Consider the following 13,770-nt stretch of genomic DNA (forward strand, 5'->3'; position numbering starts at 1 on the left):
GACAATTAGGGACTCGAAGACTAACGTTTTAAGAACCAAGCCACTGTTTTTCAATAATTTAAAACAATGATTGATCTCTGTATCAACACACAACCTGATGATGAGAGCTGCGGCCCCACCAGTCTGCAGGCTATCTATCGCTATTATGGACTGGATATCCCGCTTGACCAGGTGATTAAGGACGTGGAGCGCTCGCATTCCGGCGGAACACTTGCCCCCATGCTCGGTAAACACGCGCTCATGCATGGGTTTGATACCATCATTTACATTAACAACCTCAATATTTTTGACCCCACCTGGTTTGAACAGGGTGAAGCAAAGACCACTCTCCTGCTGCAGAAATTAAATACCCAAATGCGTTATAAACGCACGGCAGGAGTCCTTCAGGCAAGTAAAGCTTACATGGAATACGTGTCATTGGGCGGCATTTTGCGTTTCCGCACCCTGAGTGTTCAGCTGCTGAAGGATTACTTTAAGCAGGGCATCCCCATTTTGACAGGCTTAAGCGCCACGTATTTATACCGCAGCGCCAGAGAACGCTATACTAGTAAAGGTGAAGCTTATTACGATGATATTCGTGGGACACCCTGCGGGCATTTTGTTGTGCTTTGTGGTTATGATGCTAAAAAAAGGCTTATCGTAGTCGCCGATCCGCACCGTGAAAACCCGCTCTCACATGACAATTATTACAAAGTGAGCAGTCATCGTTTAATTAACGCCATCATGCTTGGTGTACTGACCTATGATGCCAATTTACTTATCATTCAACCAAAGAGCACCCAATGCAAACTATAATCGTTACGGATGACCCTGACAGTTGGCAATTTTTAAGCCCCTTAGCCGCCAACGTTCACGCGTCGGAATACCTTTCCAGCGAAAATTTCCTGCAAAACAATTCCCTGCGCGTCATTAACCTCTGCCAATCCTATCAGCATCAAACCATTGGCTATTATGTTTCGCTTCTGGCGCATGCACGGGATCACAAAGCCATTCCATCGGTACACAGCATCCAGGATGTCATGAACACCAGTTTGTCAAAGCTGATTTCTCAGGAAGTGGATGAAGAAATACAGCACAGTCTGCAGGACATCAAAGGCACCGAATTTGTTTTTAGTCTGTATTTCGGTCAGAACATGGCGAAATGCCATGCCGATCTGGCCAGAAAACTGCATGGGTTATTCCCGTTGCCGCTTATCCGCTTCACCCTGGAAAAGCGCAAGCAATGGCGGATTAAAAACCTTCAACCTTTGTCATTAAGCGGGGTTCCGGCACACCACCGCGAGTTCATGCGCCAGGCAGCGGAAAGCTACCTGTCGAAAAAACGGTTTCATCAGTGGCGTAAAAAACAACGTTACCATGATTTGGCTATTTTGGTTGATCCCACCGAACCCAATGCCCCATCCAACAAAAAAGCATTGGATTTTTTTGCCAACACCGGCGAAGACATGGGACTTAATGTTGATTTTATTGAGAAAAGCGACAGCAAATCCATTGCCGAATACGATGCGCTGTTCATACGTGCCACCACCTCCGTCAATCACTACACTTACCGTATGGCACGTCGGGCAGCACAGGAAAATATCGTAGTCATTGATGATCCGCAATCCATTATTAAATGCAGCAATAAAGTCTATCTTGCTGAATTAATGCGCAGTCATCAGATCCTGACACCGGAAACCACCTTCATCAGCAAATACGACAAGGAGCTGCCGCCGATTGAATTCCCCTGCGTATTAAAACGCCCGGACAGTGCCTTCTCTCACGGAGTCATCAAACTCGATGACTTTAAGTCCTTGCAAAAATCGCTGAATCAATTTTTCAAAAGCTCGGATCTGGTACTGATTCAACGGTTTATTCCCACTGAATTCGACTGGCGTATCGGCGTACTCGATAACAAACCGATTTTCGCCTGCCGTTATTTCATGGCCAGGGATCACTGGCAAATCTATAACTGGGATGCCCTGAGCGATAAATCGCAAGGCAATATCGATGTTCAGGGCAATTTTGCCATCCAGGGCAATCATGAAACGGTTCCCATTACCGATGTCCCGGACGGGGTCATCAAAACAGCCCTGAAAACCACCCGGCTTATTGGCGATGGGTTGTATGGAGTTGACATTAAAAGTCAGGGTGACAAGCATTATGTGATTGAAGTCAATGACAACCCCAACATTGATTTTGGTATTGAGGATCAGATTCTCGGTGAAAACCTCTATCAACAAATCATGACCGTCTTTTTACAACGCATTCGCAGGAAGCATGGCTATGGGTAATTACTCGCTTTTCTCTGTTATCGGACTCGAAATTGAATACATGCTGGTTGATAAAACCACATTAAACGTGCGTCCGCAAAGCGATACTATCCTGCAAGCCTTAGGCGGCGGTGAACTCGCCAACGAAGTGGCGCTGGGGGACATTGCCGCCAGCAATGAGCTGGTGATGCATGTGCTTGAATTAAAAAACAACGGACCAGCGCCTGTCTCACCGGCCATTGTCACGCAGTTTAGGGATGCGATTCAACGCTTGCAGCCACTTCTTGAGGAACAGCAACTCATGCTGCTGCCCACTGGCGCGCACCCCTGGATGGATCCTGCCGTGGAGACCCAACGCTGGCCACACGGCAATCGCCAAATCTATCAGCAATACGATCAGATTTTTAACTGCCATGGTCATGGCTGGGCGAATCTGCAAAGCATGCATGTCAATCTGCCTTTTGCCAATGACGATGAATTCAACCTGCTGCACAACAGCATCCGCCTGGTATTGCCTCTGCTGCCGTCCTTAGCCGCCAGCACCCCTTTCCTGGATGGCAAACGCACCGGCATGCAGGACAGCCGCCTTTATTTTTACGATAAAAACCAGCAACGGATCCCTGAAATTACCGGACTTGTGGTGCCTGAATTTGTCCAATCCGAAGCACAGTACCACCGTGACATTCTAACGCCGATGTATGAGGCTATACGGCCCTATGATCCTAAAGGCATTCTCCAACACGAATGGCTGAACTCCCGCGGTGCCATTGCCAAATTTGACTATGGGGCCATCGAAATTCGCCTGATTGATTCCCAGGAATGCGTGCAAGCGGATTATGCGATTGCCAGTGCCATTGTCGCTATCCTGAAACACTGGGTAAACCATTCTCATTACTTTCTGGATAATCCCTGCGGCACGGGGATTCTGGCGGCACTTTATCAGCAAAGCCTGCATGACGGCCTGGATACGCCGATAGAAAGTCGCGAATTAAGCCGACAATGGCAATTATCGCGAGGCGTTAGAACCTGCCGCGATGTCTGGGCAGTATTGATTGAACAGGTCAGTGCCGAGCTGGATTACTCGTGCCAGTCGGCTTTGGAAACGATACTAAGCCAGGGAAATCTCAGCCAGCGGATGGTACGCGCCTGCGGCAATGACATCAGCCATCACACCTTAAAGCGCTTATACCGCCAGCTAGGAGATTGTTTATTAACTAACCAACAACTGCACGCACTATGAAACCAATCGCCGTGGTTTTAAGTTGTGAACATGCCGTTAACCATGTCCCTGAAGAGTACAGGCCCCATTTTATGGCGCACGAGCATTTGCTCAACTCACACCGGGGCATCGATTTTGGTGCGGAAGCCATCGCCAGCTACCTGCGCGACGCGCTGGCCTGCGAGCTCGTCTCAGCCAAAGCCACACGGCTGTTGATCGATTGTAACCGCAGCCTGCACCATCGTCATTGCTTTTCTGAAATCACCTACCCTTTGCCAACCCATGAAAAGGAAACGATACGGCAACGATACTACCTGCCTTTTCGCCAGGACGTGGAAGCGCGGATTCATAGCCATTTGCAAGCGGGCAAACAGGTGTGGCATTTGTCGGTCCACAGTTTTACACCCATTCTTCATGAAATAACCCGCAACACTGAAATTGGACTATTGTATGATCCCAAACGGCAGCGGGAGAGGAATCTGGCAAGGCATTGGCAGCAACAGATTAAACACCTCGACCAGGGTCTTCGGGTCCGCCTGAATTACCCTTACCGCGGTGTCAGCGACGGTTTTGCCGCGTCCCTGCGTAAGAAATACTCGGCTGAAGATTACCTCGGTCTTGAAATCGAAAGCAACCAGGCCCTCGTGCATGAAAACCATGCCATTGCCCATCTGGCCTGTGTGTTGACAACCAGCCTGAGAATCCTGCTCGACAATTGGCAATCCATCAGTCATCAAACACTACCGCAAACTAGTCAGGGCGGTTGAGCTGTTTTAAGTGGCAACGTGCGGGGCCATTGTCCAGTTGCAGGGCATTACCGCCAGCATCCGTCATGAATTGCCCGGCATAACCTGACTTATTAGCCGTCTTCTGAGCTGAAATAAAAAGACGTGGACGGCTGCTGTCCTCGCTATCAACCGCGACGAGCAGCAGGTTATTATCTCGCAGGCTGTAAACACTGACCTTGACTGGGTAGACGAAATCAATCGACGGTGTATCCCCTACCTTATCAGGCAAGGCAAATACCAGGCGCTCACGCACCCCCTGAAGCACGCATTCCATGGTTTGTGTGCCCGCAAATACCGGGAAAACAACCCACACCAGAAGAACAACCAATCCTTTTTTCATCGCCAGGTTTCCTTACATTATGGTTTTTTTCGTGAACGACTTCTCCTGGAGGGAAAGAATAAATTGAGTAGTTTCCGCCAGATATCGCGAATCAGCTGGCGAATCAAGGTGTTTTTACTCAATTGCTCCAGTATGGACGGCTCTTGCCCTGACTTGCCACTGCTTACGTCATCCTGAACAGAGGGCTCTGCCGTCCGATCTGCAATACCCAGCTTTTCCGCCGCTGAGGGCGTGGATTGACGTTGGCCGTATTGAGTATACAGAGGCGATTGATGAAGAATGCCCTGGACCTGCGCATCGGTAATTGTCCCCATGCGCGATTCAGGCGCACGGATTACACACTGGATTAAAGGGGTGGGTTGGCCATTGCCATCCAATGCGCTGACCAGCGCTTCACCGATACCCAGGGACGTTAACAACTGTTCTGTCGCATAATGGGTTGACGGCGGAAAATTCTGCGCCACCCGTTTCATCGCCTGCCTGTCTTTGGCGGTAAATGCACGCAGGGCATGCTGGATTTTTAATCCCAATTGACTCAATACGGCTTCAGGAATGTCATTCGGCGTCTGGGTGCAAAAGACAAGACCAATGCCTTTGGAGCGGATTAACTTCACCATGGTCTCCAGTAAATTTAACAAGGCTTTACTGGCGTGATTAAAAATAAGATGGGCTTCGTCAATAAAAAGCACCAGTTTCGGCTTGAGCGGATCGCCAAGTTCCGGGGATTGACGGTACACATCCGACAGCAACTTAATCATGAAGGTAGAAAACAACAACGGTTTATCCTGCATGTCCATCAAACGCAGGATGGACACAATCCCGAGGCCGTCTGCCGTTGTTCGGAACAGATCAGTGACCTTAAAGGCCGGCTCCCCAAAAAAATCCCCGCCGCCCTGCGCTTCCAGTTCGATGATTTTGCGCATGATCGAGCCGACGGAAGCAGTCGACACGCTGCCATAACGCGCCTCCACGTCCGTGTTGCCCTCATCCGACTGCATGTATTGCAGGATGGCTTTAAAATCATTTAAATCAGTCAGCGGTAATTGACGGTCTTTAGCATATTCAAAAAGAATGGTGACCACCCCGGTCTGCGTCTCATTCACATCCAGCATGCGCGAGAAAAGCAACGCACCAAAATCATTGACTTTACCGCGAACCGGCACACCCTGCACCCCACGGTCCAAGGTTAGGAGCTCCACCGGAAACCCTCGGGGACCAAATTCAAGGTTTAGGGAATGGCTGCGGCTTTTTAAAAACTCATTGGACTCCCCGGGCACGGCCAGTCCGGACACATCGCCCTTGATGTCCATGACAAGACTGGGTACGCCGGCTAACGATAACTGTTCACAAAGCACCTGAATGGTTTTGGTTTTACCGCTACCGGTGGCACCGGCGATAAGGCCATGGCGATTGAGTGATTTCAGCACCAGGTTTACCGGCGCATCCTGAAGGATTGTTCCATCGAGCATAATCCCACCCAGTTGAAGGGCAGGCAGTTCGCTGGCCCGATAAGGCACACGCAAATCATCGTACATGGCAATCGTCCTTGTTGAACGCGTTATGAATTCTGGTCATTGATGCGTCTGTTGCTAAATCAATGGTCTAGGAAGTACATTACCCTTTGTCCTGACAATCGGGACACAGGCCGTAAATATTGAGCGCATGATCGGTCATCTTAAAATGCGCCTGCCTGGCAATGGCTTCCTGACGCTGCTCGATGATGTCATCAATGAATTCTTCCACCCGTCCGCATTTGACGCAGACCAGATGATCATGGTGCTCACCCTGACTTAATTCAAACACGGAATGACCGCCTTCAAAATTATGACGGGAAACCAACCCTGCGGTTTCAAACTGGGTCAACACGCGATAAACCGTCGCCAGGCCGACGTCTTCACCCATTTCTATCAAGGCTTTATAAACATTTTCCGCACTCATGTGATGATCGCGGGATTGTTCCAGAATCTGTAAAACCTTGACACGAGGCATGGTTATTTTTAGTCCGGCATCTTTTAATTGCTGGCTTTCTTCCATTCGTACTCCTACCTGGCTGATTTGCATGGGTCGCAGGTGTCTTTCTATTAATGACATGCTATTATGGCGAAATTTTTCAACACAGGCAAAAACTATGCGCTTCCGATTGTTTATTTTTACCGTCCTGATTTCCCTGCTGGTTTCCGGCTGTGCATCCTATGATTTTTCAAGGCGTATTGTGCAGCAGGGGAATTTGTTACCGCAGTCTAAAATTTCACGATTGACAATAGGCATGAGCAAACAGGATGCCGCCACGCTCATGGGAACCAGCCTGCTAAGTCCTACCTTTAACAATAACCGTTGGGATTATGCGTACACCTGGCGCAAAGGCAGCAACGCCCCCATTGTACGCAATGTCAGCCTTTATTTTGCCAACGGACGTCTGGTTCGCATTGAACATCATCCTTAACCGGCTAACCGCGCTGGCGGTTCTTGCCCCCGGCGCTTTTTGCCCGCTCCCGTCGTTTCTGCTTGGGGTCCATCGTTAAGGAGCGATACACCTCAATGCGGTCACCTTCCCTTAAACGCGTCGCTGCCGTCACCGGTTTTGAAAAAATACCCAGCGGCAATTGCTGCGTTTCGGGATAGTGCTCGTACAGTTGAGACTGCAACACCGCATCGCCAACGCTGGCCCCTGAGGGTAAAGTCAGTTTTTTATGAAAAAAACCCCCTGCCTCATCCATGTAAATGATTTCGACACTAACCATACAAGGACGCGGCCCGCTCACAAAAGGCATCCACCATTTTCTCTGTCACCTGCTCAAACACAGGACCAAGGAACATGGAAAACATGCGCCCGGCGAATTCAAACTCGAGGTCAAACGAGATCCTGCAACCTTCCGGTGTTTCATCGAAGCGCCAGAATCCCTCAAGATGACTGAATGGACCGTCCACCAGACGGATTTCAATCATTTTATTTTTCTGCAGCCGATTGCGGGTAGTGAAGGATTTGCTCATACCGGCGGCTGAGATGACCAAGGTTGCCTGCACTTCGTCTTCATCTCGATGGTGCACCTGGCTTTGGGAACAATAAGGTAAAAACTTGTCATAGTGTTCCACGTCATTGACCAGATTGAACATTTGCTCGCAACTGTAGGGGATAACCCGTGATTTTTTTACGATGGTCATTTCAAATGGCCCCTTATGAGCTGAATAAGCCACTGTGACAAATCCACTATTTCATTGGCACAAACGCTATGTTCCATCGGGTATTCGTGAGCGGAAATCGCAGTAAATCCCTTCTGATCGAGCCATTTAACGGTTTCTTTCGTCCAAAGCGGCCAGACGATGGGATCATAGGTCCCAAAAGCAAGAAAAAGCGGTGTTGTCGCTGGTAATTGCGGTTCACACTCCTTCATCAGAGGCAGGTAGGCCGACAGTGAAATAACGCCGCCAAGCGGCCTGGTCATGCGTAAGGCGGTATGCAGCGCCATGGCTCCGCCCTGGGAAAATCCGGCCAGGTAAATCTGTTCGCTGGTAAAACCTGTCGCCAGTTGCTGCTCAACCGCTGCACTAATCATTTTCTCCGACGTTAAAATGCCTTCCTTGTCTTCACGTGCGGCAAAATCCATGGCCAGGATGTCATACCAGGCGCGCATGGCCATGCCGCCATTGATGGTAATCGGCTGTACTGGCGCATCCAGAAAAACATGCCTCAGCATCAACTCATTAACCTGCAACTGCTCGGCCAGCCCGACCATGTCGTTTGCATCCGCGCCGAGGCCATGCATCCAGATGACGCAAGCCTGTGCCGGGTGTTTCGGATCGATATGAAACACTGTTACCCCTAATTCAGCAAAAGGCAAATTATCACCAAAGAACTGGTGTATAGCAAGGTTGCAGACCCTGTTGTCCTGTAAATTTTAGACCGATGCAGTGACTGGCGTGACAAAATAACGTTATTTCAGCGTTATCCCGTGAATTATTGTTTGTTCAGTAATGAAATATAGGATACAATATTGGACAATAAATGAACACACATTTTATTTTTAGAGCGAAGCCTGATGCCTTTAAAACCTGAACAGCTTAAAAAATACCAAGCGGACATTAAAAAAATAGTCCCCGGCGTGGTTAACCTTCATTTAAATGAATCGCAATGGCAGGATTTAAGCGATCGCATGCCGACAGACAAATCGCAACACCAGGCGATGCCGGGAAAAAAACTGACGTTTACGCGCATTGTTCTTGCTTTATCCAAAGTCACAGCACAGCATCCCAACCTCATCATTAAGCAAATCAGCAACAAACAACCGTCGCGCGCCTGTAAAAAAGAACCGACCCCGCAGACCGTTTTAAGACCCGGGAAACGAAAGATTGACCAGGTCCTTAATCCTGAGGATAACCAGTTTGTATCCGAAAAGAAAAAACTGACCACCCCTTTAAAAGAGACGGGGGTTGTAGGCAAGGATTCGCTTACCCACGTTACACCAAAGCATGGCTATACCCGTGAAGCCCTCACACCCGGCGGAACCCGCGTACGGCTTTTTTTCAGTAATTCCCGGGGCAGCCTTTATAAAAAAGTTACCCCCGTTGGCAACCGCATGAATCAGGGGAAAGTGGATCTTTCCAAAGCCAGAAAACGACTGTTTGACGAGAAACTGCCGACCACTCTTTATAAAGCACGTCCCAAAACGCAACGTTTTGTGGCCACACTCAATCAAATGCTTCCTGAGGGTCAAAGCCGCCTGTGCAGTCAAAAGCAATTAACACAGGCAACCTGCAAGGATATTTTTATCGCCCACGGTCATGACGAAGCCACCACAACCCATGGCAATCAATACCACTGGTCGCACCTTGTCGCCCATTTCTTGGGCGGCGACCACAGCATTGATAACTTAATTCCCGCCACCCGCCAATGCAATCTCAGCATTCTGCAGATTGTTGAACGGGAAATTGCGGACCGATTAAAATCAGGCATTCCGTCCATTACCATTACGGTCACACCCCATTATGACCAGGATGATTCCTTAATCCCCTCGGAAATCATTTATCGCCTGGAGTGGCTTAAAAAAGACTGCGACAACGAGTTTCATCACGAGGAAATACGCTTTAATCCAGCGTCTTACGGATTCCCTACCCGTTCCATGCGGGCGTCCATTGATTACCTGCGAAAAGCGGCGGAAGCAGAACAACCCGGGGAAAGCATGGAATCCGAGACAAACCAGCATAGCGCTTTGTTAAAGGTTTCTTTATAATCAAAGGCATTAACTCCCTTTGAGATACTGATGAAACTGTTCCGACATGGCGTGTTGCTGGCAACAATGACCCTGCTCCTGGCCGCTTGCGGGCAGAAGGGCCCGCTGTACCTGCCTGACCATAACCCTCAAAACTCATCGAAAGTCCGTTAGCAGCGAATCCATTATGGCCATTAAGTTCACAAAAATGCACGGTCTTGGCAATGATTTCATGGTCATTGACGCCATTCATCAGACACCGGATTTACGCCCCCGGACAATTGCCCGCCTGGCCGCGCATCATACCGGCATCGGCTTTGATCAATGCCTTATAGTTGAAAAAAGCACGAGCCCGGATACTGATTTTTTTTATCGCATTTTTAACGCTGACGGCCAGGAGGTCGGGCAATGCGGCAATGGCGCCCGCTGTCTGGCGCGTTTTCTTCATCATTATGGCTTAACCGACAAGAAGCGCATCACAGTGGCCACCCCCACCACCCGCATGCAACTTTTCCTCAATGACGATAAGACGGTCACAGTCGACATGGGGATACCCCGGCTTAATCCGGCAGAGATCCCAATGTTTGCAGTGGAAAAGTCATCGCATTACCCCATTCCGCTACTGGATGGCACTCAACTGCCGGTGCACGCTGTCAACGTCGGCAATCCCCATGCGGTTTTGGTGGTTGATGAAGTGGCCAATAGCCCGGTTGCTACCTTGGGTAAGGAAATTTGCGAGCATCGTTTATTCCCTGAACAGGTGAATGTCGGTTTTATGGAAATTGTCAATCCAAAGCAAATCCGGCTACGGGTCTATGAGCGCGGCTGCGGTGAAACCAGCGCCTGCGGCAGTGGCGCGGTCGCGGCTGTTGCCGCAGGACGTCTTTTCCATCAGCTTGAATCCACCGTGAAAGTGATCCTGCAAGGTGGTGAGTTAACCGTGGAATGGCCTGATATGAATAGCCCCATACAGCTGACGGGTCCAGCCGTTTTCGTGTATGAAGGAGTTTTGTTATGCGCATAGTGATTCTTGGTGCCGGTCAGGTTGGCGGTACGCTGGCACGTAATTTAACGCGCGAAAACAATGACATTACCGTGGTGGACCTGGACGAGGAACGCCTGCGGGAATTGCATCATCGCCTGGATATTCAGACAGTGCAGGGGTCGGCCGCACACCCCAATATTCTGATTGCTGCCGGCATTGAGCAGGCGGATATGCTGATTGCGGTGACCAACAGCGATGAAATCAACATGATGGGTTGCCAGATTGCCTACAGCCTGTTCCGCACGCCCACAAAAATCGCCCGCATCCGCTCGCAATACTATTTTGATTACCCACAGCTGTTCTGCAACGACCACGTGCCGGTGGATGTGTGCATCAGCCCCGAAAAACTGGTCACTGAACACATTGAGAATCTCATTGATTACCCTGGCGCAACCCAGGTGCTTGATTTTGCAGACGGCCGCCTGTTATTGATTACCATCAAACCGAAACCCGGGGGGGTGATGGTTGGCAAAACCATACAGCAGCTTTACCAGCATCTGGAACTTATCGATGTCCGGGTAGTGGCTATTTTCCGCGACAAGGAAACCTTGATGCCGGAGGAAAATTGCGAGATCAAAATTGATGATGATGTCTTGTTCGTCGCGCCCCCGCAGGCCATTCAGCAAGTCTTGATTGCCTTGGGCCGTTATACCCATCCGAACCGCCGCATTATTATTGCCGGTGGTGGCCATATCGGTACGAAACTCGCACAAACCCTTGAAGACCGCTACCGCATCAAAGTCATTGACCATAACATGACACGCGCCATGGATCTTGCCGGACAACTGAACAAGGGCACCGTTTTGCAGGGTGATATTGCTGACCGCGATCTGCTGCTGAATGAAAACATTGAATTTACTGATGTGTTTTGTGCCGTAACCAATGACGATGAAGCCAACATCATGTCCTGTCTCCAGGCGAAACGCTTGGGGGCCCGCCATACCATGGCTCTGGTTAATCGCAACGCGTATGTCGAATTGATTGAAGACAGCAGCATCGATCATGCCATTTCCCCGCAATTAATTACCATTGGCAGCATTCTGACTAAATTGCGGCGGGGGAATATGATCAAGGTCCACCGCCTGAACAATGGTGAACAGGAAGCCATTGAATTGGTTATCCATGGCGACCAGCAGACCTCGAAAGTCATTGGCCGGAAACTTTATGAAATCGATCTGCCGCAGGGTTGCTCTGTCATGGCGGTGATTCGGGAAGATAAAATCCTGATGAGTGATCCCAAACTGACGCTTGAGGCCGGCGATCACGTGGTGATTTTATTATTAAAAAAACGGTACCTGCGCCAGGTCGAGTCGCTGTTTCAAGTCAGCTTAACCTTTATGAGTTAAACGGGATTAGATCTCACCATGCAAATTAAAACCATACTGCGCCTGATCGGTTTATTGTTGATGATGTTCAGCTTCAGCATGGTAACCCCCCTGCTGATTAACGTCATCTTTCATGAAGACTTCTGGAAACCCTTTGTTACCGCTTTTGCCTGTACTTTTTTTACCGGAGCCTTACTCGCTTTTTCGTTTAATGGGCAGCAGACCGAGCTTAAAATACGCGATGGTTTCCTGATTGTCGCCCTGTTCTGGGTCGTGCTGTGTTCCTTTGCCTCCCTGCCTTTTATTTTTGCCATCAGTCATCACGATCACAGCATCACCGATGCGATTTTTGAATCGGTTTCAGGGTTTACCACCACGGGCGCCAGCATCATTCCCCATTTGGAGATGCTACCGCATGCCCTCTTGTTTTACCGTCAACAACTGCAGTTTTTGGGGGGGATGGGTATTGTGGTTCTGGCTGTGGCCATTCTTCCCATGCTGGGCGTCGGAGGCATGCAGCTTTATCGTGCCGAAACGCCAGGCCCAATGAAGGACAGTAAATTAACACCGCGCATTGCCCAGACTGCCAAAGCATTGTGGTCTATTTATGTTTTGTTAACGCTCTTGTGCATGCTCTGCTACTGGCTTGCCGGCATGGATTGGTTTGATGCGCTGGGAGAAAGTTTTGCCACCGTGTCCACCGGCGGCTTTTCCATGCATGACGCCAGTTTTGCTTATTATGAAAGTGATTTGATTGAACTCATCGCCTGCCTCTTTATGTTGCTCGGCGGCTCCAGTTTCGCTCTGCATTTTATGATCCTTAAAAAACGAAGCTTCAGGCATTACTGGGAAGACGAAGAGTTTCGCAGCTACATCGCGTTTTTAATCATTGTCATTGGTTTTGTAACCTGGAGCCTGGTGATCAATGGCTTTTTTGATGAAAAACACCATGCCCTCATCAAGAGCACGTTTAATATTATCTCCATGGCCACCACCACGGGCTTTATTTCTGCCCCCTTCAGCACCTGGCCTACCTACGTCCCTGTTTTAATCATGCTGGCGGCCCTGATTGGCGGTTGCGCCGCATCCACTAGCGGCGGCATTAAAGTGATTCGTGCACTGCTTATTTATAAACAAAGCCGGCGCGAGATGTACCATCTGCTCCATCCCAATGCCATCATCCCCATTAAATTCGGTAAACAGATTTTGCCTGAATCCATTCTGCAATCGATGTGGGGTTTTATTTCTGTTTTTTTAGGCTTGTTTATTTTCCTGATGCTGCTGTTTATGGCCCTCGGGAATGACTTCATGACGTCCTTTTCCTCCATGATTGCCGGCATGGCGAATGCCGGCGCCGGCTTGGGCACGGTCAGCCAAAATTTTGCAGGCTTAACCCGTGCCAGTAAATGGGTTCTGATTTTTGCCATGATTGCGGGGCGACTTGAAATCTTTTCCCTGCTTATTATTTTTTCCCGGCAATTCTGGCAAAAATAATGCCTGATTTTATTCATTAACATGACAGATTGATTTTTTTTTTTAAGACGTTATGCTGATGCTACTTGTCAAGGATTGAGTCCGGAACGCTGTCATCATT

General features: G+C 49.3%; 16 protein-coding genes. 10 read left to right on the forward strand and 6 right to left on the reverse strand.

Going from position 1 to position 13,770, the window contains the following annotated elements:
• Window positions 1–66 precede the first annotated feature (66 nt).
• From GH742_RS13510 to GH742_RS13525, 4 genes are read left to right on the forward strand one after another with little or no spacing between them, the layout of a single operon-like run.
• A complete protein-coding gene (locus GH742_RS13510; protein ID WP_203455404.1) occupies window positions 67–795 on the forward strand; it encodes a C39 family peptidase in 729 nt (242 codons plus the stop codon).
• Window positions 783–2,273 (forward strand): RimK family protein, encoded by a 1,491-nt coding sequence (locus tag GH742_RS13515; protein ID WP_203455405.1) that lies wholly within the window; start codon window positions 783–785, stop codon window positions 2,271–2,273. Before GH742_RS13510 ends, GH742_RS13515 begins: the two co-directional genes overlap by 13 nt.
• Window positions 2,266–3,492: a glutamate-cysteine ligase family protein gene (locus GH742_RS13520; protein WP_203455406.1), complete on the forward strand. Its 1,227-nt coding sequence runs from the start codon at window positions 2,266–2,268 to the stop codon at window positions 3,490–3,492. Before GH742_RS13515 ends, GH742_RS13520 begins: the two co-directional genes overlap by 8 nt.
• A complete protein-coding gene (locus GH742_RS13525) occupies window positions 3,489–4,238 on the forward strand; it encodes an N-formylglutamate amidohydrolase (protein WP_203455407.1) in 750 nt (249 codons plus the stop codon). The genes GH742_RS13520 and GH742_RS13525 overlap by 4 nt, the downstream gene beginning before the upstream one ends.
• On the opposite strand, the gene GH742_RS13530 is transcribed toward GH742_RS13525, so the two are convergent.
• The 3 genes from GH742_RS13530 to fur form a co-directional block, all read right to left on the reverse strand.
• The gene (locus GH742_RS13530) at window positions 4,222–4,599 is read right to left on the reverse strand and encodes a hypothetical protein (RefSeq protein ID WP_203455408.1); all 378 of its coding nucleotides are present in this window, start codon (window positions 4,597–4,599) and stop codon (window positions 4,222–4,224) included. The two genes, GH742_RS13525 and GH742_RS13530, sit on opposite strands and share 17 nt — an antisense overlap.
• 17 nt (window positions 4,600–4,616) lie before the next feature.
• Complete coding sequence (locus tag GH742_RS13535) at window positions 4,617–6,134, reverse strand: helicase HerA-like domain-containing protein (RefSeq protein ID WP_203455409.1); 1,518 nt, start codon at window positions 6,132–6,134, stop codon at window positions 4,617–4,619.
• Window positions 6,135–6,213: 79 nt separating this feature from the next.
• Entirely contained in the window at window positions 6,214–6,633 is a 420-nt protein-coding gene (gene fur / locus GH742_RS13540) for a ferric iron uptake transcriptional regulator (protein WP_203456966.1), read from the reverse strand.
• Between the two features lie 94 nt (window positions 6,634–6,727).
• Here fur and GH742_RS13545 point away from each other — a divergent pair, with 94 nt between their 5' ends.
• Entirely contained in the window at window positions 6,728–7,042 is a 315-nt protein-coding gene (locus tag GH742_RS13545; protein ID WP_058532435.1) for an outer membrane protein assembly factor BamE, read from the forward strand.
• 4 nt (window positions 7,043–7,046) lie between these two features.
• On the opposite strand, the gene GH742_RS15895 is transcribed toward GH742_RS13545, so the two are convergent.
• From GH742_RS15895 to GH742_RS13560, 3 genes are read right to left on the reverse strand one after another with little or no spacing between them, the layout of a single operon-like run.
• A complete protein-coding gene (locus GH742_RS15895) occupies window positions 7,047–7,340 on the reverse strand; it encodes an RnfH family protein (RefSeq protein ID WP_203455410.1) in 294 nt (97 codons plus the stop codon).
• The gene (locus GH742_RS13555) at window positions 7,333–7,761 is read right to left on the reverse strand and encodes a type II toxin-antitoxin system RatA family toxin (protein WP_203455411.1); all 429 of its coding nucleotides are present in this window, start codon (window positions 7,759–7,761) and stop codon (window positions 7,333–7,335) included. Before GH742_RS13555 ends, GH742_RS15895 begins: the two co-directional genes overlap by 8 nt.
• The gene (locus GH742_RS13560; RefSeq protein WP_203456967.1) at window positions 7,758–8,363 is read right to left on the reverse strand and encodes an alpha/beta hydrolase; all 606 of its coding nucleotides are present in this window, start codon (window positions 8,361–8,363) and stop codon (window positions 7,758–7,760) included. Before GH742_RS13560 ends, GH742_RS13555 begins: the two co-directional genes overlap by 4 nt.
• A 273-nt stretch (window positions 8,364–8,636) precedes the next feature.
• Here GH742_RS13560 and GH742_RS13565 point away from each other — a divergent pair, with 273 nt between their 5' ends.
• The 5 genes from GH742_RS13565 to GH742_RS13585 are packed head-to-tail and all read left to right on the forward strand — an operon-like array spanning window position 8,637 to window position 13,670.
• Complete coding sequence (locus GH742_RS13565; protein ID WP_203455412.1) at window positions 8,637–9,827, forward strand: DNA/RNA non-specific endonuclease; 1,191 nt, start codon at window positions 8,637–8,639, stop codon at window positions 9,825–9,827.
• A gap of 30 nt (window positions 9,828–9,857) precedes the next feature.
• Entirely contained in the window at window positions 9,858–9,980 is a 123-nt protein-coding gene (locus tag GH742_RS13570) for a lipoprotein (protein WP_203455413.1), read from the forward strand.
• A gap of 13 nt (window positions 9,981–9,993) precedes the next feature.
• Complete coding sequence (gene dapF / locus GH742_RS13575) at window positions 9,994–10,830, forward strand: diaminopimelate epimerase (RefSeq protein ID WP_203455414.1); 837 nt, start codon at window positions 9,994–9,996, stop codon at window positions 10,828–10,830.
• A complete protein-coding gene (trkA, locus tag GH742_RS13580) occupies window positions 10,821–12,197 on the forward strand; it encodes a Trk system potassium transporter TrkA (RefSeq protein WP_203455415.1) in 1,377 nt (458 codons plus the stop codon). The genes dapF and trkA overlap by 10 nt, the downstream gene beginning before the upstream one ends.
• Before the next feature lie 18 nt (window positions 12,198–12,215).
• Complete coding sequence (locus GH742_RS13585; RefSeq protein WP_203455416.1) at window positions 12,216–13,670, forward strand: TrkH family potassium uptake protein; 1,455 nt, start codon at window positions 12,216–12,218, stop codon at window positions 13,668–13,670.
• The last annotated feature ends 100 nt before the right edge of the window (window positions 13,671–13,770 follow it).

It is taken from the genome of Legionella sp. MW5194 (genome assembly GCF_016864235.1).
Taxonomy (GTDB): Bacteria; Pseudomonadota; Gammaproteobacteria; order Legionellales; family Legionellaceae; genus Legionella_C.